The following is a 23,361-nucleotide window of genomic DNA, read 5'->3' as shown; positions in this document are numbered from 1 at the left end:
TCATGAACCATCCCGGCGCAAGCGATATCAAAGCCATGGCGTGGACCGCCGTCGGCCTGGGCAAGCCGCATGAATCGGCAGCGCTGCACGTGCTCGGCCAGGCCACCTACACGGACGACATTCCCGAGCTGCGCGGCACGCTGCACGCGGCGCTAGGCCTGTCGTCCAAGCCGCACGCCAACATCACCGCCATGGACCTGGACGCGGTGCGTGCCGCGCCCGGCGTGGTCGCCGTGTACACGGCGCAGGACATCCCCGGCACCAATGACTGCGGCCCCATCATCCATGACGATCCCATCCTGTCGGCAGGCAAGGTGGAATACGTGGGCCAGCCCATCTTCATCGTGGTGGCGGACACGCACGACAACGCCCGCCGCGCCGCGCGCCGCGCCAGCGTCACGTATGAAGAGCTGCCTGCCATCCTGACGCCGCAAGCCGCCAAGGCAGCGCAGTCCTATGTGCTGCCGCCCATGCGCTTGCAGCGCGGCGATTATCAGGCCGCGTTCGAGCAGGCGCCGCGCACGGTGAAAGGCACGCTGTACGTCGGCGGCCAGGAGCAGTTCTACCTGGAAGGCCAGATCGCCTACGCCATTCCGCAAGAGCAGAACGGCATGCAGGTGCTGTGTTCCACGCAGCATCCGAGCGAGATGCAGCACGTGGTGGCGCATGCGCTGGGCGTGCATTCGCATAACGTGCAGGTGGAGTGCCGCCGCATGGGCGGGGGCTTCGGCGGCAAGGAGTCGCAGTCCGCGCTGTGGTGCGCGGCGGCGGCCATCGCTGCGAAGAAGTCCGGCCGCCCGGTCAAGCTGCGCGCCGACCGCGACGACGACATGCTCGTCACCGGCAAGCGCCACTGCTTCTACTACGAGTACGAAGTGGGTTACGGCGACGACGGCAAGATCATCGCCGCCAAGGTGGACATGGTGTCGCGGGCAGGCTACTCGGCCGACCTGTCCGGCCCCGTCGCCACGCGCGCGGTCTGCCACTTCGACAATACCTACTACCTGAGCGACGTGGACATCCGCGCCGCCTGCGGCAAGACCAATACGCAGTCCAACACGGCTTTCCGTGGCTTTGGCGGCCCGCAGGGCGCCATCGCCATCGAGTACATCATCGACGAGATCGCGCGCGACCTGGGACAGGATGCCTACGATATCCGTCGCCTGAATTTCTACGGCAAGGACGAGCGCAACGTCACGCCTTACGGCCAGGTCATCGTGGACAACGTGATCGCCGAGCTGACGGCGGAGCTGGAGCAGAGCAGCGAATACCGCGCGCGCCGCGAGGCCGTGGCGGCGTACAACGCCACCAGCCCGCTGCTGAAGAAAGGGCTGGCGCTCACGCCGCTCAAATTCGGCATCGCCTTCAACGTCACGCATCTGAACCAGGCGGGCGCGCTGGTGCACGTCTACGTGGACGGTTCGGTGCTGGTCAACCACGGCGGCACGGAGATGGGGCAGGGCATCAACACCAAGGTGCTGCAAGTGGTGGCGCATGAACTGGGCCTGGACATGGAGCACGTGCGCATCACCGCCACGGACACCAGCAAGGTCGCCAACACTTCCGCAACCGCGGCTTCCACCGGCGCGGACCTGAACGGCAAGGCGGCGCAGGACGCCGCGCGCCAGATCCGCGAGCGGCTGGCTGCCTACGCGGTCAAGCTGTATGGCGGCGATACGGCCGAGGTGCTGTTCTTCGATAACAAGATCCACGTCAACGGCCACACCGTGCCCTTCCCGGAGCTGGTGCAGAAGGCCTACCTGGCGCGCGTGCAGCTGTGGTCGGACGGCTTCTACGCCACGCCGCACCTGCACTGGGATCCGAAGACCATGAACGGCCACCCGTTCTCCTACTACGCTTACGGCGCCGCCGTATCCGAAGTGGTGGTGGACACGCTGACCGGCGAATGGAAGCTGCTGCGCGCCGACGCGCTGTACGACGCGGGCCAGTCGCTGAATCCGGCCATCGACATCGGCCAGGTGGAGGGTGCTTTCATCCAGGGCATGGGCTGGCTCACCACCGAGCAGCTGTGGTGGAACGAGGGCGGCAAGCTGATGACGCATGCGCCGTCCACCTACAAGATTCCCGGCGTTTCCGACTGCCCGGAGGACTTCCGCGTGCGCCTGTTCGAGAACCGCAACGTGGAGGACAGCATCCACCGCTCCAAGGCCGTGGGCGAGCCGCCGCTGCTGCTGCCGTTCTCGGTGTTCTTCGCCATTCGCGACGCCATCTCGTCGGTGGGCGGCCACAAGGTCAATCCGCCGCTGAATGCGCCAGCCACCTCCGAAGAAATCCTCAAGGCCATTGCCGCTGTTGAAGCGGCAGTGAAATGATATGAGCGACTGGCTGACAGATCCCTCGGCGCCCTCCGTGCTGATCACCGTGGCGCGCGTGGAAGGCTCCGGCCCGCGCGAAGCCGGCACCAAGATGCTGGTGACGGCGGAGCGCGAGTTCGACACCATAGGTGGCGGCCACCTGGAAATGCGCGCCATCGACATCGCCCGCGAGATGCTGGCAGGGCAGGCGGTGCGCTATGAACGCTTTGCGCTCGGCCCCAGCCTGGGGCAGTGCTGCGGCGGCGTGGTCTACCTGCTGTTCGAGCGCGTGGACACGCGCCTGGGCGCCGTGCTCGCCACCCTGCGCGAGCGCCGCCGCGAAGACTGCTGGCGCCTGACCGCCGTCGACGGCCCCGCCGCCGTCGCGCTGTTCGACATGCACGGCCAGCCCATGTCCGGCTCGGGTCCCGAGTTCGCGCGCGACCGTGGCGCGCATTTGATGCAGGACGCCTCCGGCCGCCGCTGGATGGTCGATCCCATCCTGGCGCCGCGCGCGCATCTGACCCTGTTCGGCGCAGGCCACGTCGGCGCCGCCATCGTGCGCGCGCTGGCCGCGCTGCCGTGCACCGTCACCTGGGTGGACGAACGCGAGGACATGTTCCCCGCCGATATCCCCGCCAACGTCACGGTGGAAGCGAGCGAGCTGCCCGAAGCCTGCGTGGCCGAGGCGCCGCCCAACAGCAGCTACCTGGTGCTGACCCATAACCACGCGCTCGACCAGCGCCTGACCGAAACCATCCTGCAGCGCCAGGACGCGTACTGGTTCGGCCTGATCGGCTCCAAGACCAAACGCATGCAGTTCGAGCACAGGCTGCAGGCCAAGGGCATAGACCAGGCCCGCATCGATGCCATGGTGTGCCCGATCGGCATCGCAGGCATCACCAACAAGGCGCCCGCCGTCATCGCCGCCTCCGTGTGTGCTCAGCTGCTGGGCGTGTGGGAGCAGCAGGACGCCGAACGCATGCCGAAACCACTCAGCCAGACCGCGACCCTGCTGCGCGCAGCCGGTTCCACGCAATACAAAGTTTAGAAAGCTCCTTATGCAAACGACCCAGGTGCAAGCCTACCGAGCAGGCTTGCTGCATTTTCACGCCGATCCGGCCTTCACGCCCGACGCCCATCACTGGCACGAGGACGGCCTGCTGGTCGTCGCGGACGGCAAGGTGCTGGCTGCCGGCGACTACGCCGCGCTGCACCCCACGCTGCCGCCCGGCACGCAGGTACACGACTATCGCGGCAAGGTGATCACGCCCGGCTTTATCGACACCCACGTGCACTACCCGCAGACCGATATGATCGCCTCGCCGGCGCCCGGCCTGCTGCCCTGGCTGAACACCTACACCTTTCCCACCGAGCGCCAGTTCGAGGATCCGGCGCACGCCGCCGCCACGGCGGAGTTTTTCCTGGACGAGCTGCTGCGCGTGGGCACCACCACGGCCATGGTGTATTGCACCGTGCACCCGCAATCGGTGGACGCTTTCTTCGAGGCGAGCGAGAAGCGCAATCTGCGCATGGTGGCCGGCAAGGTGCTGATGGACCGCCATTGCCCCACCTTCCTGCAGGACTGCGCGGAAACCGGCGGCCGCGAAAGCGAAGACCTGATCAAGCGCTGGCAGAACCGGGGCCGCGCGCAGTACGCGATCACGCCGCGTTTCGCGCCCACCTCCACCGAGGCGCAGCTGGGCGTGGCCGGCGAGCTGGCGCGCGCCTATCCGGACACCTACATCCAGACCCACGTGTCCGAAAACGAGGATGAGGTGAAATGGGTGCGCGAACTATTCCCGCAGGCGCGCAGCTATCTGGACGTGTACGACAGTTACGGCATGCTGCGTCCGCGCGCCATGTACGGCCACTGCATCTGGCTGGACGAGGGCGACCGCCGCCGCATGGCCGAGACCCAGGCCGCCGCCGCCGTCTGCCCGACCTCCAACCTGTTCCTGGGCAGCGGCCTGTTCGACTTCGAGCGCGCCGACCAGGCGGGCATGCTGCTGTCGCTGGCCACGGACGTGGGGGCGGGCACTTCCTTCTCCATGTTGCAAACCATGAACGAAGCCTATAAAGTAGCGCGCTTGAAAGGCAGTTATCTGCCGGCGCTGCGCATGTTCTACCTGGCCACGCTGGGCGCTGCGCGCAGCATGCAGCTGGAAGGCACGATAGGCAGTTTCGCGGCAGGCGCGGAGGCCGATTTCGTGGTGCTGGACCCGAAAGCGACGCCGCTGCTGGCGCGCCGCACGGGCCACACCGAAAGCCTGGAAGAGCTGCTGTTCGCGCTGGCCCTGCTGGGCGACGACCGCACCGTGGCCGCCACCTATTCCGCCGGCCGGGAGGTTCACCGCCGCGCATAACCAACCAAGGGCTCTCGATGAAGCATACTTTCCCGAAACTGATGATGGCGCTGGCCGTGGCGGCCGCTTGCAATGCGCATGCGCAGAAGGCGGCGCCCGGCGCCAACGAGCAGGCTACCAGCCGCCACTTCGCGTCCCTGGTTTCGGGCGCCCAGCCGAAATCGGCCGAGCTGACTTTATTTTTCACAATGATGCCCAAGGGCGGCGACTTGCATCACCACTATTCCGGCGCCATCTACGCCGAGCAGTTCCTGCAGTGGGTGGACAAGCAAGGCTATTGCGTCCACAAGAACAGCTATCAGATCGAAACCGACGCCGGCAAGCTGGCGCTGGAGCGCGCCGCTTCGCCGGCCACGCGCACCTGCATCACGGGCGAAGCCGTCATGCTGGACAACACCATGCTGGCCGAACTGCTGCAGCGCTGGGGCACCAAGGACTTCTACAACCACAGCGGCCAGCAAACCCCGCCCGACCGCACCTTCTTCGACACCTTCGGCTACTTCAACGCCGTCGCCTCGACCAACACCGCAGACGGCCTGCGCACGCTCAAGCAGCGCGCCATCAATGAAAACCTGAGTTATATCGAGACCGTGTTCGAGCTGGCGCCGTTCACCGCCAATGCCGATTTCGACAAGGCCGTGCTGGTCCAGGGCCTGGACGCGGCCGCCCTGAACGCGCGCCTGGAAGCGCTGCTGCCGGTGCTGGACAAGGACGCCGGCTGGAACGGCTGGCTGGACGCCTACAAGAAAAACGTCGACACCTCCACCGCCGGCATAGACGACGCGCAGTTCACCATGCGCTACCAGCCTTTCGTGCTGCGCTTCCTGTCGCCGTCGCAGGTGTTCTCGTCCATGGTGTCGGCCTTCAAGCTGGCGCGGGAGAACCCGAAAGTGGTGGGCGTGAATATCGTGGGCCAGGAGAGCACCTACGTCTCCATGCGCGACTACAAGCTGCACATGCAGATGTTCAAATTCCTGAAAGCCAAATACCCGGACGTGAAGCTGTCGCTGCACGCGGGCGAGCTGGCGCTGGGCATGGTGCCGCCGGAAGGGCTGCAGTCGCACATCGCGGACGCCATCAACGTGGCCGGCGCCAGCCGCATCGGCCACGGCATGGACATCGCCCACGAGTCCAACGCGCTGGCCACCATGCAGGCCATGCGCGAGCGCGGCATTGCGGTGGAAGTGAATTTGACCAGCAATGACTTCATCCTGGGCATCAAGGGCGACGCCCATCCTGTCACACTGTACCGCAAGTATGGCGTGCCCTTTGTCATCTCCACCGACGACGCGGGTGTATCGCGTAATAATCTGGCCAACGAGTACGTGCTGTTCGCCAGCCGCTACAAGACCAATTACGCCGAAGTCAAAAAGCTGTCATATGACAGCATCCGCTACAGCTTCCTGTCCGCTCCGGACAAGCAGCGCCTGCTCAAGGCATTGGACGGCAAGTTCGCCAAATTCGAGGCGGATGTTGCGTCTTCGCTGCACAAGGCGGGAAATTAACGGTTGTAAAACACTTGTAATCAAGCGGTAACGCGCGGTGCGCCTAGCGCGCCGAGTGGCATTTTTGCAATGTTTTTTCTGAAACGTTGTGGTCATCACGCCACACATGGGACGCTTTTCTGCGTCCTTTTGTCATTTAGTCCATGAATTATTTTCAGCCAACTTTATAATTCCGCCTAATCCCTTACTCCGAGTTCAGCCGTCCGACTTAAATCGTCTGATTTATAGGTTTTGGATCTGAATCCACGAAGAAAAACGAATTTGTCATGCATTTTTGCTTCATGCATAGTGAGATCAGCATTGCAAAAGTGCCATGTTGCAATTGTTTTTTGTCATACCTGCAGTGGGCGATGTCACGCTCCTGAAACATTGCCAAAGTAGACTCATTCGTTACGCTACAGAAGAATTTTTCCCGGCGTTTTGCCAGCGCGGCGCCGGTCCCGGTTTGCAGCACAGTAAAGAGGAAATGCCCGGCCGGCCTACAGGACGGCCGTCAGCACTTCAATAATATTAGTCTTTTTTGGGGTTATACAATGATCAAGCACAAACGGCTACGATTGACGCAGATCGCGCTCAGTCTGTCTATCGCGCTCGCGGCGGCACCGTCGTTCGCTCAGAACACCACGTCGGCCATTTCCGGCCGCATTTCGTCCAACGACGGCAAGCCAGCCGCTGGCGCAGCCGTGACCATCGTGCACACGGAATCGGGTTCGGTCAGCAGCGTGGTGACCGACGCGGACGGCCGTTATGTAGCCCGTGGCCTGCGCGCCGGCGGTCCTTACACGATCACCATCACCAAGAACGGCGTCAGCGAAAAACGTGAAAACGTGTTCGTGGAAGTGGCTGAAACGGCCGCCGTGGACGCCGTGCTGGGCGCGTCGATCCAGACCGTGGCCATTACCGGCCGCCGTTCGGAAACCTTCAACCGCACCAATATGGGCGCCGGCACCAGCATCAGCGCGACCGAACTGGCAACCCAGGCTTCGATCTCGCGCAGCCTGCAGGACTACGCCCGCGTCGACCCGCGCCTGTCGCAGACCGACAAGGAACGCGGCGAAATCTCCGTGGCCGGCCAGAACTCGCGCTACAACTCGATGACCATTGACGGCGTGGCCGTGAATGACACCTTCGGCCTGGAAGCCAGCGGCACCGCCACCGGCAAGCAGCCGATCTCGGTCGAGGCGATCCAGTCGGTGCAGGTCAACGTGGCCAATTACGATGTGACCCAAAAGGGCTACACCGGCGCCAACATCAACGCGGTGACCAAGTCCGGTACCAACACGGTCAAGGGCAGCGTTTACTACGTGTTCCGCAACAACAAGATGGCCGGCGACCGCTACAACAGCGCCACCGATTCCTACTTCGACGCGCCGCCGTCGAAAGACACTACCAAGGGCATCACCCTGGGCGGCCCGCTGATCCAGGACAAACTGTTCCTGTTCGCGAACTACGAAAAATCCGAAAGCAGCCGCAACTCGCCGGCCTTCGGCGTGGTCGGCAGCGGCCTGACCACCGTGGCCATCTCCAAGTCGGTGCTCGACAGCGCCGCCGCCATCGCCAAAGACAAATACGGCATGGACATCGGTACCTCGGAAGTTCCGACCGGCACCAAGTTCAAGTCCGAAGACAAGCTGCTGAAGCTGGACTGGAACATCACCGATGACCAGCGCGCCATGCTGCGCTACACCAAAACCGAACAGTCCGAGCCTATCTTCCCAGGCTTCTCGGCGACCGGTGTATCGCTGAGCTCCTACTGGTACGCGCAAGAGAAGTCGCTGACCACCCTGGTCGGCCGCTGGACCGCCGAATGGACCCCGACCTTCTCGACCGAAGTGAACGCGTCGACCCGCAAGTACGACTCCGTGCCGAAGAACAACGCCTACCTGCCGGCCATCGGCCTGCAGTTCTCGGGCGCGCTGCCTGACGGTTCGCCGGCTGGCCTGTCGACCGGCAACCGCTTCGCCAACTTCGGCACCGAGCAGAGCCGTCAGAAAAACGTGCTGAACACCAAGACCCAGGACTTCTACGCAGGCGCCAACTGGCAGCTGGGCGAGCACGACCTGAAGTTCGGCACCGACTACAGCAAGAACGAGATCTACAACGCCTTCCTGCAGAACGTCAACGGCAACTACACCTTCGCCTGTATCAACAGCAGCGCGACGTTCACGTACTCCTTCGGCGCCATCAACTGCTCCACCGCCACCTCGGCCGCGCATGCCGCCGCCGTGCTGGAGAACTTCAGCAAGGGCCGTCCTTCGTCGTACACGCTGCAGGCAGCCATCCCGGGCAAAACCCTGGATGACGCGATCGCCCGCTTCGAGCTGAAAAACATCGGCCTGTTCCTGCAGGACACCTGGACCGTCAACCGCCAGCTGACCGTCACGGCCGGCCTGCGCGTGGACGGCTCGCGCATCGGCGACGTGCCGGTCGCCAACCCGACCGCAGCACTGGCCACCGGCCCGCTGGTCAGCGGCCGCCAGACCGGCGGTTTCGGCATCGACAACACCCGCACCATCGACGGCCAGAACCTGTACCAGCCGCGCGTCGGCTTCAACTACAAGTTCGACTCCGAGCGTCCAACGCAGCTGCGCGGCGGCGCCGGCCTGTTCCAGGGCGCGGCCCTGTCGGTCTGGCTGGGCAACCCGTTCCAGAACACCGGCATGGTGATCCGCAACATCACCTGCACGTTCGCGGCCGGCACCTGCCCGACCACCGGTGGCTTCTTCAACGCCGATCCGACCAAGCAGCCGACCAACGTGGTCAGCACCATTCCGGCGATGAAGGTCGACACCATCAGCTCCGACATGGCGCAGCCATCGGTGTGGAAGGGCAACCTGGCGTTCGAACATGAGCTGCCATTCATGGGCCTGGTCTTCGGCGCGGAATACCTGCGCACCAAGACCAAGGACGGCATCTACTACAAAGAGCTGAACCTGGGCGCACCGACCAAGACCGGTAGCGACGGCCGTCCGCTGTTCTGGACCAACTCCGGCTACCTGCCAACCTGCTACACCGCCACCGGCGGCGCAGTGGGCGGTGCAGCTTGCCCGGACACCCGCAACAAGGCGCAGAGCAACGCGTCCTTCGGCCAGGTACTGCAAGCCACCCGTACCTCGGGCGGCGCCGGCAACCTGCTGACCCTGTCGGTTAAAGCACCTATGCGTGCCGGCCTGGGCTGGGGCGTAGCGTACACCTACACCGACGCCACCGAAGTGTCGCCGCTGACCTCCTCGACCTCCAGCTCGAACTGGGGCGGCCGTGCATCGTTCGATCCGAACGAGAACGTCGCTTCCAACTCGAACTACCTGGTCAAGGACCGCATCTCGGCCAACGTGAGCTGGCAGAAAGCGTTCTTCGGCAGCTACAAGACCGGCTTCGGTCTGTTCTACGAAGGCCGCACCGGCAAACCGTTCAGCTGGACCATCAACAACGACTTGAACGGCGACGGCCTGGCTGGCAACGACCTGATGTACATCCCGAAAGCACCAGGTTCGGGTGAAGTGGCCTTCTTCGGCGCCACCCCGGCTGCCCGCGCTGCCACGGAAGAGGCGTTCTGGAAAGTGGTTGACGCCAACGGCGCCCTGGCGAAATACAAGGGCGGCGTGGTTGGCCGCAACACCGACTTCTCGCCATGGACCAACAGCATCGACATGAAAGTCACGCAAGAAGTGCCAGGTTTCTGGCCACGCCACAAAGGCATCTTCTCGCTGGACTTCCTGAACGTTGGCAACATGATCAACAAGAAGTGGGGCCGTATCAATGAAGTGGCCTTCCAGTCCGCCGGCGGCCAGGTGCGCAGCTTTGTTGACTACGTAGGTATCGACGCCCAAGGCCGTTACATCTACAACGTCCGCACCACCGAAGAGCTGGTAACCCGCCAGGAAAAAGGCGAGTCCCAGTGGGCGATCCAGGCTACCGTCAAGTACGAGTTCTAATCTCGCTGCTGACTTAGTCTGAAGTAGTCTGAACAAGAACGGCTGGTGGCGACACCAGCCGTTTTTTTATTCCGTTCTGTTCTGTAACGTAACGTTTCGCCAGCCGCTGCGCCTGCCTGCGGGCCGCTGCGGGCGGTACAATATCCGATTACCGGCCTAGTCCCTGCAATGAACCATCCATTTAAATCCTCCGCCCCGGCGCTAGTCCTGGCCCTGGCGGCCCTGCTGGCCGGCTGCGCCAGCCAGCGTCCCGCCACCGTGGTGGACATCAACATCGCCACGCTGAACGACTTCCACGGCAATATCCTGCCGAGCAAATTCAGCTACACCAATTCCTGGGGCTTCGAGCGCAGCGAGCTGGCCGGCGGCATCGACACCATCGCCGCCGCGCTGCAGGCCTGGCGCGCGGAAGACCGCGAGCTGCTGCTGGTGGGGGCGGGCGACCTGATCGGCGCCAGCCCCGCCATCTCTTCGATGTGGGCCGACGAAACCACGCTGGGCGCGCTCAACCTGCTGGGCCTGCAGGCGACCTCGGTGGGCAACCACGAATTCGACGCCGGCCGCGCCGAGCTGCTGCGCCAGCAGAAGGGCGGCTGCGTCTCGCCGCGCCCGGACAAGGCCTGCAAGTTCGAGCCGGTCTACCCCGGCGCCAAATTCCAGTACCTGGCCGCCAACGTGGTGGACATGGTCACCAACAAACCCTTTCTGCCGGCCTACAGCGTGCAGGAAGCGCACGGCGTGAAGGTGGGCTTTATCGGCGCCGTGCTGAAGGACACCGCCCAGGTGGTGCTGGCCTCCGGTATCGCCGGCCTGCAGTTCGGCGACGAGGCGCAAGCCATCAACCGCGCGCTGCCCGAGCTGCGCGCCCAGGGCGTGAACGTGTTCGTGGCCCTGATCCACCAGGGCGGCCGCACCACCGACGCGCTGGACCAGCCGGACTGCCCGAACCTGAAGGGCGAGATCGTGGACCTGGTCAAGCGCCTCGACCCCGCCATCAAGGTGGTCATCAGCGGCCACTCGCACAAAGGCTATCTGTGCCGCGTGGACGGCCGCCTGGTGACGCAGGCCGAGACGGCGGGCCACGTGATGTCGCGCATCCGCCTGAGCGTGGACACGGCCAGCAACACCGTGCTGGAAACCAGCGCCCGCAACGTGGTGATGAAGCAGGACCAGTATCCGGCCGACCCGGCCATGGCGGCCTATATGGCCAGCGTGCGCCAGCGCAGCGACGAGGTGCTGGGCAAGCCGGTGGCGCGCCTGGCCGTGGCCAAGGTGGCGCGCGCCACCGGCGACGACAGCAGCGAGTCGGCCATCGGCGACCTGGTGGCGGACTCCATGCTGGCCGCCGGCAAGCCTTTCGGCGCGCAGATCGCCTTCATGAACCGCGGCGGCTTGCGCCAGGACCTGCTCACCAGCCAGGGCAACAACGCCACGCTGGCGCACCTGCACGCCGTCCTGCCCTTCGGTAACACGCTGGACGTGATGAACCTGACCGGCGCGCAGATCCGCGCGCTGCTGGAAGAGCAGTGGCTGCAAGGGCGCAGCGTCTCGCGCGGCCTGCTGCAGGTGTCGGACGGCTTCACCTACCAGTGGGACGCCAGCCAGCCGGAAGGCCAGCGCCTGGTGCCGGGCAGCGTGCTGCTGCACGGCGTGCGCATCGAGGATGGCGCCAGCTACCGCGTGGTGACCAACCACTTCCTTGCCGAAGGCGGCGACTACTTCCCGACCTTCGCGCGCGGCGCCAGCCGCGCACCGACACCGATCCGCGACATCGACGCCCTGGCCGCCTACCTGGCCCAGCGCGACCGCGACGGCAAGCCAGCCGGTTCCGAGCAGCAGGCGGGCCGCATCCAGCGTATCAAGTAAACCAGGAGCCACACCATGCGCAAACTCTTACTCACCGCAATGCTGGCGGCCGGCGTCGGCAGCGCCCACGCCGACTTCAGCATCCCCGGCTACGAACTGGTGCTGACCACGCCGGTGGAAACCGCGCTCGCCAATCCGGACCTGCGCGACGCCGCCGCCGTGTGGAGCGAGCTGTTCGACAACGCCAGGCACGACATCGCCATTGGCCAGTTCTATGCCGTGGTGCGGGAAGGCAGCGCCTTCGAGAAAGTGTTCGAGCGCCTGGAGGCGGCGGGCAAGCGCGGCGTGAAGATCCGCTTCCTGCTCGACAAAAAAGGCGTGGGCCTGTCCGAAGCGCCCACCATCGAACGCTTGAAAGCCATCCCCAACCTGGAGCTGCGCATACTCGATTTCAACCAGCTCACCGGCAACGGCATCATCCACGCCAAGTACCTGGTGGTGGATCACGCCGCTGCCTACGTGGGCAGCCAGAACTTCGACTGGCGCTCCTTCACCCACATCCACGAAACCGGCCTGCGCATCACCGACGGCAAAGTGGTCAAGCAGATCCAGGCTATTTTCGACCAGGACTGGAACGCCCAGGCGCGCCTGGCGCGCGGCCTGCGCGCCACCGAAATCGGCACCGCCTCGGCCAGCGCCAACTACGCGCCGGACGCCTTCCTGATGGCCAGCCCCTACGCCTACAACCCGCCCGGCGTGGCCGATTCCGAGCGCGGCCTGCCGGCCCTGCTGGAAGAAGCGCAAAGCGAGGTGCGGGTGCAGCTGCTGGACTACGCGCCGCTCAGCTACGGGCCGAAAGGCACGCGTCCCTACTATCCGGTGGTGGACAACGCGCTGCGCGCGGCCGCGCAGCGCGGCGTGAAGATCAAGCTGATGGTCTCCAACTGGAACACCGAAGCGCCCGCCATCGCCTACCTGAAAAGCCTGGCCCTGCTGCCCAATGTGGAGATCCGCGTGGTGACCTTGCCCAAGGCCTCGGACGGCTTCATTCCCTTCGCGCGCGTCATCCACAGCAAGACCATGAGCATAGACGGCAAGCTGGCCTGGGTGGGTACCAGCAACTGGGCGGGCGGCTACTTCGACCTGTCGCGCAACCTGGAAGTGGTGCTGCGCAGCGAGAAGATGGCGCAGCGCGTCGCCGCGCTGCACCAGCAGCTGTGGGACTCGCCTTACGCCGCGCCGCTGGACGTGAACAAGAACTATCCGAAACCAAGTAAAGGAAAAGAAGAATGATGAAGAAGCTCGCATGCGCGCTGGCGCTGGGCGCCGCCTTTGTGTCGACCAACGCGCTGGCCTGGGGCAATGACGGCCACCGCATCGTCGGTTCCATCGCCGACCAGCTGATCAAGGGCAGCTACGCCGAGAAGCAGGTGCGCGCGCTGCTGCTGCCGGGCGAGAGCCTGGAGAAGGTCGCCAGCTGGATGGACTGCGTGAAGGGCACCTACTGCGGCCCGCAAACCACGGAGATGACCGACTACACGGCCGCCAATCCCAAGCACAGCGAATACCACTACACCGACGTGCCCTTCCAACTGGACGAGTACCACGACCACGGCGTGGGCACCGAGGAACACGACATCGTGCAGTCGCTGCGCCAGGCGATCTGGGTATTGCAGGGCAAGGACGGCGCGGCCGTCAACCCGCACAAGTTCACCAAGCGCCAGGCCTTGCTGCTGCTGACCCACCTTGCGGGCGATGTGCACCAGCCGCTGCACGTGGGCTCGGCCTTCATCAGCAAGGAAGGCGTGTTCGTGGTGCCGCTCAAGCAGGAGCAGATCGACGGCGTGAACATCTTCAATCCGCAGGGCGGCAACAATATGCTGCTGGACGACGACAAGATCAACGCCAGCGGCACCGCGCTGATACCCGCAGCGCCGCCGAAAGAAGGCGAGGCCGCGAAACCGGCCGGCGAGGCCAAGCCCGGTCCGAAGACCAAGCCTTTCCACTCCTACTGGGACACCACCGTGGTGGACTACGCCATGCGCCGCGTGAGCGCGCGCACGCCGGAGCAGTTTGCGCAGATCGCCATCGCCGGCAAGCCCGCCGTGGCGGCCAACACGGGCGACCCTGCCAGCTGGCCTTACCAGTGGGCCAACGACGCGCTGGTGGTCGCCAAGGCCGCCCACGCCGACGTGACCGTCGGCCCGGCCGGCAAGCAGACCAGCCGCAACGGCACCGTCTACACCGTATGGCAGCTGAACGTGCCGGACAACTACCCGGTGCCGTCGTCGGCCATCGCCAAGGAGCAGCTGGTGAAAGGCGGCTACCACCTGGCGTCGCTGCTGCAGGCCATCTGGCCCGAGCCGGCAGCCAAATAAGCCTGGCGCCTACTTCCCCTCCAGCGGCCGGTACCAGAGTTCCGGCCGGTTCAGCGGGGCGGTGGGCGAGATGCCGGGATTGCGTATGGTCAGCAGGCGGCGCTTGTCCAGTTTGCAGCGCTCGATCACGGGGCCTTTGTGCTGGCGGAACAGCGCGTTCAGCGTGCCGTCCTGCACCATGGTCTCCAGCCCGGCCTTGATGCGCCTGGCCAGCCGTTCGCCTTCGGCGTCGCGCCGCAGGAAGATGTAGCGCGGCAGCGGATAGTGCAGCATCAGCGTGGGCTCCAGCGCCAGTTGCGGAAAGCGCTGCTGGTACTGGCGCAGTTCCAGGGGGGCTTCGTCCACGCCGCGCGAATAGAAATCGAAGCGGCCCGCCATCAGCATGGGGATCAGGCTCTCGAACGAGCCTTCCACCACCGGGATGCCGGCCGCGCGCAGGATGGATACATCGGCCCAGTCCTTGCCCAGGCCCGCGTTCAGGGCGCGCAAGTCCTGCACGCTGCGCACGGCAGCGAAACGGGGCAGGTCGGCGGCGCGCACAAAGAACACGCGAAAGCCGAGCAGGCCTTTATCGATAGGGATGCGGATGGGCAGCAGGTCCTGCTCCATCTCCGGCGTGGAGGCGCGCGCCAGCACATTGATGCGGCCTTGCGGCAGGGCCAGCTCCTGCTTGACCCGCTGCGGCGACATGGCCTCGTCCAGCTGCCGCAGCTCGAACGGCCCGAAGGCGTGCGCGGACTTTTCCAGCGCGGTGCGCAGCACCAGCCAGTCGTAGTCGTAGCGCTCGTTCACCGTGTCCACGTGGCGCGGATACGTCACCACCTGCACCGCCTTGCCCGCATGGGCGTCGGCGAGCATGGGCAGCAGGCAGCTGCTCAGCGTACCTTGGAGAAAACGTCTGCGGGGAGGGGAGGAACTGGCCATGCACCAGTGTGCCAGCGCGGCTGGCTGCCAGCAAGCACTGCACGCGCGCGCGTTGCTAACGCGGCAGTTCTTCCTCTCTCACTTAGGCTACTTCGTCGGCCGGCCCAGGAACAGATTCTGGATGTCTGCATAGCTCATGGCCTTCTGCGCCAGCGGGCCGCTGTTGCCGCTGTCGAGGAAGCTTTGCGCCATTTCGCGCGCCGCGCCCCACAGCGCCTGCGCAATGCCGGAACCGGCACTGAAACGCCGCACGCCCAGCGCCGCCAGTTCGTCCGCCGCCGGCACGCCCGGCCAGTCCATCACGTTCAGCGGCAGGCCCGCGCCGGCGGCCACCTGGCGGATCTCGTCCGGCAGGCAGATGCCGGGCACGAACAGGCCGTCCGCGCCGGCCGAACGGTAGGTTTGCGCGCGCGCCAGCACTTCCTGCACGCGCTTGCCTTCCGGCGCCAGGCCGCGCAGGTAGACGTCGGTGCGCACGTTGACGAAGATGTCCACGCCGTCTGTGACGGCCGCTTTTTTGATGGCCTCCACCTTGCGCGCCAGCAGGTCGGGCGCATCGCCGCCGTCTTCGATATTGATGCCCGCCACGCCGCTGTCCGTCAGCAGCATGATGTAGGCGGCGACGGCGGCCGGGTTGTCCGAATAGCCGTTTTCCATGTCCACGGTAAGCGGCACGCGCAGCCCGCGCACGATGTTCTGGGTGGCGGCGATGGCAGCGCTAGCTGGCATATTGTGCCCGTCGGCATAGCCCAGCGACCAGGCCAGGCCGGCGCTGGTGGTGGCCACGGCGGACGCGCCCAGGCTTTCGATCAGTCGGGCGCTGCCCGCGTCCCAGGCGTTGGCCAGGCGCAGCAGCTGCGGCCCCTGGTGCAGTTGGCGGAAGGCGGTCGCGGCGTGGCTCATGTCTGGCTCCATGTGGATGGTGGGAGAATGGCCTATTTTACATTGTTAATGATTTAAGTTGCTAATGTGATAGCGATTCCCATGTTGCGGTAAGACGCCAGCAGCGCTTCGTCCACGCCGACGATGGAATGCTTGAACAGGCGGCCGCCCAGCATGATCACTTCCACCGTGGGATGTTCGGCCAGCTCCACGGCGATACTGGGGCTGTGCGTTACCACCACGGCGCGCAGGTCGTGCGGCAGGTGGCGCGCCACCTGGACCGCCGTGGTGCCACCGTCGATAAACACCACCTGGCCGGGCCGCACCATGGCGGCGGCGGCGCGGCCGATGGCGGGCTTGCAGTCGGCGGAAATCTGCTGGCGCTGGGCGAAGTTGCCCATGGCCGGCGAGGCGGGCAGGGCGCCGCCGTGCACGCGCTCGAGCAGGCCTTCCTTGGCCAGTTCGCGCAGGTCGCGGCGTATGGTGTCCTCGGACAGGCCCAGCTTTTCACTCAGCGTTTTGGCCACGATCTGGCCGTCCTCGCGCAGGATTTTGAGCAGCAGCTCTTTGCGTTGGCGTGTCAGCATTGCACGAATGCCTCACGTACTACATCGAAACGGCACCCGCCTAAGTGTGCGCTTGTTATATTTCAGTGATTATTTATACCTCTCTGTCTCGCAATACTACATCGCGCACATTAGAAAATCACACATTGTTACAATTATAAAAATTTTTTCAGAATGGAAGCAATATTTTTGTCAATTTATGCAAGAATACTATTCCCTAAAATTCTCTTGGGGGAAATTTATTGATTGGTCGTGCGGGCTGGGGCTTCGCTCTGTCAAACTGCATAAGCTGTGTGTAGACTAAAACCTAGGTGGCAGGACTCATTACCTGTGTCTTGTTGAGATATTAGTATGATTGGAAAGTTCGGCTATTCTTACATCGGCACAAGCTCTAACGCAAGATGTATACATTGAACTTTGCGCCTGGCAAATTTTAAATAAATCAACTGCAATCGAGAAACAAAATGAAAAAAACAGTACTTATACTTTTCCTACTTATTTCAGGACAACATGGTGCCCAAGCACAAATGAAAAGCACTACGCGGGCTGAATGTACCCGTCGATGCATGGCATCAGACTCTGCTCCTTTAGCCATTTCTCGTCATGAAGATAAAATGAAGAGCATCAATAGTAAGAAAAGATTGGAAAAAGATCCCGGAAAAATAAAGGAGATAGAGCAGGAGGAAAGTAACGAACTTGATAGATTCGAAATTGAACACGAAAATATTTGCAAGCAGATATGCGGGAACAATCCGGAAAAGTAATTTTTTACTGTCCATTGAACATGCAGTAAGAATCGCGTGGATTGGCTGACGAAGGTCGTTGGTATCAAGGCGTGAGAGGAATTGCTATATTTTGATTCCGCTATGGTTATAATTCGATAAATTCTAACGCATGCAGAATGCGACAAATGGAGCCGGCGGTCTAGGGGACGGGCTTAGCAATGAACGAAATGGCTGCACAAATAGGCTTTGAAGAACTCCGGCTTTCTGCGAGCGAAACATTGGCTGCGGTGATCGCTGGCTCTTTGCCTATTGATGCGGCGATGGCGCAGCGCTTGAGTGAACTCTTTTTTGTCTCTGTGGAGTTATTTGTGCCCCCTAAGCCCGGCTGAGCCTGAAGTACGCCGTCAATTTCTGCTCCCTCAAGCCAGGGTGGGCTCCTGGTACAAGCCCATGATGTTGCCGGCCGGGTCGGCGGGCGGCTGTCCGGTGACCCAGGCGCCGCTCACTTCGCCCACGCCGTCATTGAAAGTGAGTTCGCCGTTGTCGCGCCGCCGTATCTCCCAGCCGAACACGCGCTCGTAGAAGGCCGCGGAAACGGCCGGGTCGATTGCCGGCAGCAGGATGTAGCAGATCTTGCCGTTGCCAAGTTTGGGACTCATGGGCGCTCCCCGGTTGCTGACATTGAAGATACGCCAGTGTAAGCGCTATTGCGTGGGCGTGAAGACCACGGATTCGGCCGAGCGCCTGAACGGCCCGTGGAAGACGGCTTCGATGTTGTTGCCATCCGGGTCGAAGGCGAAGGCGGCGTAGTAGCCGGGATGGTAGTCGCGCTCGCCCGGCGGGCCGTTGTCGCGCCCGCCGGCGGCCAGCACGGCCCGGTGGAAGGCCTGCACGGTTTCGCGGTCTTTGGCGATAAAGGCCAGGTGGACATGGGAGACGGGACCGTCGGCCTTGTCGACATACAAATCGTCGAGATAGAAGTTGCCTTCGCCTTCAACCATTTCGTCCGCCAGACCGAGCGCGCCGAACGCCGCCCGGTAGAAACGCTTGCTCGCGTCCACATCGGCCACGCGCAGGTGCACGTGGTCAAACAGTCTGCCTCGTTGGAATTCCATGGCTCGCTCCTTGAGTGGGATCGGGCCAGTATAGAAGCGCTCACGCGGCGGGCGCGCCAGCTTGAATCTGGTTAATTACCGAAGCCGTAGCGCAGCACCATGCCCACGGCCACGCAGCCGGCGGCGGCGAACAGCAGCTTGTTGCGCAGGCTGTCCGAACCTATCGCCGCCTCGCGCTGCTGCTGCGCCATTTCGCTTTTCTTCTTGCCGATGATGAGCGGGCTGAGGAACCACAGTATGCCCAGCAGCAGCCAGCCTATGCCGGTGACCGTCATTCCGGTGGAGTTGTGCTGTACGCCGTCGAGCAGGCGCGTGGCGGCCATGACGCCGCCGAAGGCGAGCCAGCAGATGCGGGCCAGCAGATGGGTTTTGATTTTTTCCATGGGCGGCATTATACGGGGAGCGCCGTCAATCGCCACCCCCGCCGCAGCCGCCGCCACCGCAGCCGCTGTCGCCGCCGCTATCTCCGCCACCGCCGCCATCGCTTCCGCCGCTGCCGCAGGAACCGGAATCGCTGCTGCAGCCGCTGCCGCCGTCGCTGAGCGAGTGCCCGCTGCCGAGGTCTGCGCCGCAATAGACGCCGCCGCTGTCGTCGCTGCGGCGCACGCCGTGGCAGTCCGGCACGTAAAGGAAGCCTTCGTTGATGTTGAACTTGCCGTCCAGCGCGAATAGCAGCGGCAAACGGGTCGGCGCGTTCGGATTGATGTTCTCCTCCTTGCACACATAGCGCCAGCAGCGGCGGATGCCGTCGTTGCCGCGCTGGCCCTTGCTCAGCACGATGGCGGGCGTGTGGTGCAGGAAGCGGCCGAAGGCCTGCTGGCAGAACTGCTGGTAATTCTTGGTGTAGAGGATCAGCTCATGCCACAGGTCATCGGCCACCTGCGACGGCATCGACACATACATCCTGCCGCTTTTCAGGTGCGCCAGGAAGAACTGCCGCAAGCCGTGCGCGACCAGCTGGCAATCCTTGATGGTGAGCTGCGGATGCTTCTTCATCAGCTTTTCAAACAGGCCTTTCGGCAGCACATAGCTGCGGATAAAGGCCTCGCGCCGCAGCACCCGCTGGCGCCGCCAGAGGTAGGCGGACAGCACGGCGAAGGCCAGTGAGGAGAGGTAGACGCCGAAGGTCATGGGCACGTGTGGTCAGGGATCGTGCCCCATTGTTGCGCAGGATTGCCGAATTGGCAATGGGACAGCGCGTAGGGCGGGTTAGGAGCGCTGCTCCGTAACCCGCCATTGCGTGCGCGCTAGCGCGATTTGACGAACGGTACGCCGATGGCTTTGGGCGCCACGGATTTGGCCATCAGGCCGGCCAGCACGATCACGGTGACGACATACGGCACCATCTGGATCAGCGAGCCGGGAATGCGGCCCACCACCGGCAGGTCCACGCCTTCGATCTGGATCTGCACCGCGCCGAAGAAGCCGAACATCAGGCAGCCGAAGAAGGTGTACAGCGGACGCCAGTTGCCGAACACCATGGCGGTCAGCGCCAGGTAGCCGGCGCCGGCCGACATATCGCGCAGGAAGAAGCCGCTCTGCACGATGGCCAGGTAGGCGCCCGAGAACGAGCACAGCACGCCGGCGATCAGCATGGCCTTGTAGCGCGTCCATTCCACCGACACGCCGGCCGCATCGGCCGCGTGCGGATTCTCGCCGCAGGCGCGCAGGCGCAGGCCGAAGCGGGTGTGGTACAGCACCCAGTGCACCAGCGGCACCAGCGCGAAGGCCAGATAGACCAGCACCGAATGGCCGCCTATCAGCTTGGTGTACAGCCAGCCCACGAAGGGCACGTCCACGATGGCGGCGCTGCCCGGCAGCACCACGTCGAACAGGCGCGCCTGGCCCAGGTCCGGCGTACGGCCGCCCTGCTGGAAGAAGAACTGGGCCACCACGAAGGTCAGCCCGCTCATGGCGATGTTGATGGCGATGCCGGCCACCAGCTGGTTGCCCTTTTGCGTGATGCTGACATAGCCTTGCAGGGTGGCCAGCGCCACCGACACGGCCACGCCGGCGGCCACGCCGTACCACGGGTTCTGGGTGGCGAAGGCCACCGCCGCCGACACGAAGGCCGAGGCCAGGATCTTGCCTTCCAGGCCGATGTCGATCACGCCGGAGCGCTCCGCGAACAGGCCGGCCATGGCGGCGAAAATCAGCACCGGCGCGTTGCGCACGGTCGATACCAGGATGCTGCCGATATGCAGGTCTTCAAAAGTCATGTCATTACCCCTTGGCCTTGATCAGCTTCATGATGGCTGGTGCGTAGAAGTTCTCCATGGCGCCGCAGAACAGGATGATCAGGCCCTGGATGAAGATAAAGGTTTCGGTCGGAATGTTCGGTTTTTCCAGCGACAGGTCGAAGCCGCCCTGGATCAGTGCGCCGAACAGCACGGCCGACAGGAAGATGCCGACCGGGTGCTGGCGGCCCATCAGCGCAATCGCGATGCCGACGAAGCCGGCGCCGCCGACGAAGTTGAGCGACAGGTAGTGGGTCGAGCCCATGATGGAGTTGACCGAACCCAGGCCGGCCAGTGCGCCCGAAATCAGCATGACGACGATGATCATCTTGCTGATGCGGATGCCGGCGTAGTGCGCGGCGTGCTTGTTCAAGCCGGTGGCGCGCAGCTTGTAGCCCCAGGCCGAACGCGTGACCACCAGGCCGTAGATGGCCAGCGCCACGATGGCCAGCAGGAAGCTTACGTTGAGCGGCGTGTCGCCCAGCACCGGGAACCAGGTGTTCAGGCGCGGCATTTCGGCGGCGGCCGAGAACACGCGGCTGGCGGTGTTCTGCTCGCCCGCCGGTATCATGTATTTCACGATGAAGAAGTTCATCAGCGACGCGGCGATGAAGTTGAACATAATCGTGGTCACCACGATGTGGCTGCCGCGCTTGGCTTGCAGGTAGCCGGGCAGGAAGCCCCACAGCGCGCCGAAGAGGGCCGCGCCGACTATGCCGCAGGGGATCAGCAGCCACCACGGCAGCGATGCGTCCAGGGCCAGCATGGCGATGGTCAGCCCCAGGCCGCCGATATACATCTGGCCTTCGGAGCCGATGTTGAACAGGCCGGCCTGCATGGCGATCGACACCGACAGGCCGGTGAAGATAAAGGTGGAGGCGTAGAACAGCGTGTAGCTCAGGCCTTCGGGGTTGACGATGGCGCTGTTGATCAGGATGCGCAGGGAGTCCAGCGGATCTTCACCGAGCAGGTGGATCACCAGGGCCGCCACCAGCAGCGCCGACAGCAGGTTCAGTAAGGGCAGGACAAAGGCTGTCGCCCAGCGTGGCATATCGTTAGTGTTCATGATTTATGCATCCCGCCCATCAGCAAGCCGATGCGGGTGGTGTCGAATTCGTCGATTTTCAGTTCGCCGGTGATGCTGCCGCCGCACATGACCAGGATGCGGTCCGCCAGCGCGCGCACTTCTTCCAGCTCCACGGAGACCAGCAGGATGGCCACGCCCGCGTCGCGCAGGGCGAGCAGCTGGGTGTGGATGGACTCGATGGTGCCGATGTCCACGCCGCGCGTGGGCTGGCCCACCAGCATCAGCTTCGGGCTCGCCAGCACTTCGCGCGCGATCACCACTTTCTGCTGGTTGCCGCCGGAGAGCAGGCCGATGCGCAGGTCCGGATTGGCAGGACGCACGTCGAAGGCCTTCAGCAGGCCGGCGCAGCGCTCGGCCACGCCCTTGAAGTCGATCAGGCCCCAGCCGTTTTTCACGCGGTCCTGGTAGCCGAAGAAGGTGTTGTGCATGACCGAGAAGTTCTTGATCACGCCGTCGCGCAGGCGGTCTTCCGGCACATGGCCTATGCCCAGGTGGCGGAACTCCAGCGGCAGGCCGTCGGCGTCCGAGCGGCCCGCGTAGGGCAGGGCCTTGCCCTGGAAGTCCACCTGGCCCGAGGTGGGCAAACGCATGCCGGACAGGATTTCCATCAGCTCGCTCTGGCCGTTGCCGGACACGCCGGCGATGGCGACGATCTCGCCCGCGCGCAGCGTGAAATTGAGCTTGTCCAGCAGGACCACGCCCTGGTCGTCGGTCAGTTGCAGGTCGCGCACTTCCAGCACCGGCGCGCCGGGATTGTAGGCGCCGCGCGGCAGGTTGTTCTCAATCGGGCGGCCCACCATCATATTGGCCAGCGCCTCTTTCGAGGTCTGCGCGGTTTCCACCGCGCCCACCACGCGGCCGCCGCGCATCACGGTCACGGTGTCGGTGATGTCGAGGATTTCCTGCAGCTTGTGCGTGATCAGGATGATGGTCTTGCCCTGTTCCTTGAACAGGCGCAGGATGTCGAACAGCGACTCGGTCTCCTGCGCGGTCAGCACGGCGGTCGGCTCGTCCAGGATCAGGATGTTGGCGCTGCGGTAGATCTGCTTGAGGATCTCCACGCGCTGCTGGGCGCCCACGGACAGGTCGTGGATGGTGGCCAGCGGATCGACGTCCAGGCGGTAGCGCGTGCAGATCTCGCGCAGCTGCGCCTCCACCGCGGCGCGCTTGTTGGCCAGCTTGAAGCCGCCTTCCGCGCCCAGCATCACGTTGTCGAGCACGGTCATGTTCTCGACCAGCATGAAGTGCTGGTGCACCATGCCGATGCCGAGATGGATGGCCTCGTGGCTGCTGTGGATGTTGCGGGCCTGGCCGTCGAGCAGGATCTCCCCGCCGTCGGCGCGGTAATATCCGTACAGGATGCTCATCAGGGTCGATTTGCCGGCGCCGTTCTCGCCCACCAGGCCATGAATGGCGCCCTTGGCGATGCTGAAGCTGACGTCCGTGTTCGCCTTGACCGCTCCGAACTGCTTGGAGATGCCGCGAAATTCTACTGCTGGGTGCATAGGATCACTGGATGA

20 protein-coding genes are annotated in these 23,361 nt (G+C 64.0%); 10 read left to right on the top strand and 10 right to left on the bottom strand.

Annotated elements, in window-relative coordinates:
* Positions 1-2: 2 nt before the first annotated feature.
* From xdhB to GTP77_RS13025, 8 genes are all read left to right on the top strand, one after another.
* Positions 3-2,333 (top strand): xanthine dehydrogenase molybdopterin binding subunit, encoded by a 2,331-nt coding sequence (gene xdhB, locus GTP77_RS13060; RefSeq protein ID WP_161072590.1) that lies wholly within the window; start codon positions 3-5, stop codon positions 2,331-2,333.
* A gap of 1 nt (position 2,334) precedes the next feature.
* Positions 2,335-3,366 carry a xanthine dehydrogenase accessory protein XdhC gene (gene xdhC, locus GTP77_RS13055; protein ID WP_161072589.1) on the top strand — a complete coding sequence of 344 codons (1,032 nt, stop codon included), beginning with the start codon at positions 2,335-2,337 and terminating at the stop codon, positions 3,364-3,366.
* A gap of 10 nt (positions 3,367-3,376) precedes the next feature.
* Positions 3,377-4,681 (top strand): guanine deaminase, encoded by a 1,305-nt coding sequence (gene guaD, locus GTP77_RS13050; RefSeq protein ID WP_161072588.1) that lies wholly within the window; start codon positions 3,377-3,379, stop codon positions 4,679-4,681.
* A 17-nt stretch (positions 4,682-4,698) separates the two neighbouring features.
* Positions 4,699-6,186 carry an adenosine deaminase family protein gene (locus GTP77_RS13045; RefSeq protein ID WP_161072587.1) on the top strand — a complete coding sequence of 496 codons (1,488 nt, stop codon included), beginning with the start codon at positions 4,699-4,701 and terminating at the stop codon, positions 6,184-6,186.
* Positions 6,187-6,719: 533 nt separating this feature from the next.
* On the top strand, positions 6,720-10,121 hold the full coding sequence (locus tag GTP77_RS13040) for a TonB-dependent receptor (RefSeq protein WP_161072586.1): 3,402 nt from the start codon (positions 6,720-6,722) through the stop codon (positions 10,119-10,121).
* Positions 10,122-10,289: 168 nt separating this feature from the next.
* Entirely contained in the window at positions 10,290-11,987 is a 1,698-nt protein-coding gene (locus GTP77_RS13035; RefSeq protein WP_161072585.1) for a bifunctional metallophosphatase/5'-nucleotidase, read from the top strand.
* A gap of 15 nt (positions 11,988-12,002) precedes the next feature.
* Positions 12,003-13,220, top strand: a complete 1,218-nt coding sequence (locus GTP77_RS13030) for a phospholipase D-like domain-containing protein (RefSeq protein WP_161072584.1) — start codon at positions 12,003-12,005, stop codon at positions 13,218-13,220.
* The gene (locus GTP77_RS13025; protein ID WP_161072625.1) at positions 13,220-14,305 is read left to right on the top strand and encodes a S1/P1 nuclease; all 1,086 of its coding nucleotides are present in this window, start codon (positions 13,220-13,222) and stop codon (positions 14,303-14,305) included. Before GTP77_RS13030 ends, GTP77_RS13025 begins: the two co-directional genes overlap by 1 nt.
* A 9-nt stretch (positions 14,306-14,314) precedes the next feature.
* Here the strand turns inward: GTP77_RS13025 and GTP77_RS13020 are convergent, their stop codons facing one another.
* From GTP77_RS13020 to GTP77_RS13010, 3 genes are all read right to left on the bottom strand, one after another.
* Positions 14,315-15,163, bottom strand: a complete 849-nt coding sequence (locus tag GTP77_RS13020; protein ID WP_161072583.1) for a hypothetical protein — start codon at positions 15,161-15,163, stop codon at positions 14,315-14,317.
* Between the two features lie 153 nt (positions 15,164-15,316).
* Positions 15,317-16,132, bottom strand: coding sequence for an isocitrate lyase/PEP mutase family protein (locus GTP77_RS13015; protein WP_161072582.1), 816 nt, complete (start codon positions 16,130-16,132; stop codon positions 15,317-15,319).
* Between the two features lie 53 nt (positions 16,133-16,185).
* Complete coding sequence (locus tag GTP77_RS13010) at positions 16,186-16,698, bottom strand: DeoR/GlpR family DNA-binding transcription regulator (protein WP_260048728.1); 513 nt, start codon at positions 16,696-16,698, stop codon at positions 16,186-16,188.
* Positions 16,699-17,141: 443 nt separating this feature from the next.
* Here GTP77_RS13010 and GTP77_RS13005 point away from each other — a divergent pair, with 443 nt between their 5' ends.
* Together GTP77_RS13005 and GTP77_RS13000 are read left to right on the top strand one after the other, a co-directional pair.
* Positions 17,142-17,441, top strand: coding sequence for a hypothetical protein (locus GTP77_RS13005; RefSeq protein ID WP_161072581.1), 300 nt, complete (start codon positions 17,142-17,144; stop codon positions 17,439-17,441).
* A 179-nt stretch (positions 17,442-17,620) separates the two neighbouring features.
* Positions 17,621-17,791, top strand: coding sequence for a hypothetical protein (locus GTP77_RS13000; RefSeq protein ID WP_161072580.1), 171 nt, complete (start codon positions 17,621-17,623; stop codon positions 17,789-17,791).
* A gap of 30 nt (positions 17,792-17,821) precedes the next feature.
* Here the strand turns inward: GTP77_RS13000 and GTP77_RS12995 are convergent, their stop codons facing one another.
* The 7 genes from GTP77_RS12995 to GTP77_RS12965 form a co-directional block, all read right to left on the bottom strand.
* Positions 17,822-18,061, bottom strand: coding sequence for a VOC family protein (locus tag GTP77_RS12995; protein WP_161072579.1), 240 nt, complete (start codon positions 18,059-18,061; stop codon positions 17,822-17,824).
* Between the two features lie 45 nt (positions 18,062-18,106).
* Positions 18,107-18,517, bottom strand: a complete 411-nt coding sequence (locus tag GTP77_RS12990) for a VOC family protein (RefSeq protein WP_161072578.1) — start codon at positions 18,515-18,517, stop codon at positions 18,107-18,109.
* A 71-nt stretch (positions 18,518-18,588) separates the two neighbouring features.
* Complete coding sequence (locus tag GTP77_RS12985; protein WP_161072577.1) at positions 18,589-18,900, bottom strand: hypothetical protein; 312 nt, start codon at positions 18,898-18,900, stop codon at positions 18,589-18,591.
* A gap of 25 nt (positions 18,901-18,925) precedes the next feature.
* Positions 18,926-19,648, bottom strand: coding sequence for a glycine-rich domain-containing protein (locus GTP77_RS12980; protein WP_161072624.1), 723 nt, complete (start codon positions 19,646-19,648; stop codon positions 18,926-18,928).
* A 116-nt stretch (positions 19,649-19,764) separates the two neighbouring features.
* Positions 19,765-20,736: an ABC transporter permease gene (locus GTP77_RS12975; RefSeq protein WP_161072576.1), complete on the bottom strand. Its 972-nt coding sequence runs from the start codon at positions 20,734-20,736 to the stop codon at positions 19,765-19,767.
* Between the two features lie 4 nt (positions 20,737-20,740).
* Entirely contained in the window at positions 20,741-21,820 is a 1,080-nt protein-coding gene (locus GTP77_RS12970; protein ID WP_161072575.1) for an ABC transporter permease, read from the bottom strand.
* Positions 21,817-23,346, bottom strand: a complete 1,530-nt coding sequence (locus GTP77_RS12965) for an ABC transporter ATP-binding protein (protein ID WP_161072574.1) — start codon at positions 23,344-23,346, stop codon at positions 21,817-21,819. Before GTP77_RS12965 ends, GTP77_RS12970 begins: the two co-directional genes overlap by 4 nt.
* Between the last annotated feature and the right edge of the window lie 15 nt (positions 23,347-23,361).

Source organism: Pseudoduganella aquatica, assembly GCF_009857595.1.
Lineage (GTDB): Bacteria > Pseudomonadota > Gammaproteobacteria > Burkholderiales > Burkholderiaceae_D > Rugamonas > Rugamonas aquatica_A.
The sequence above is the reverse complement of the archived record's forward strand: the minus strand, read 5'-3'. Positions and strand labels throughout refer to the sequence as shown.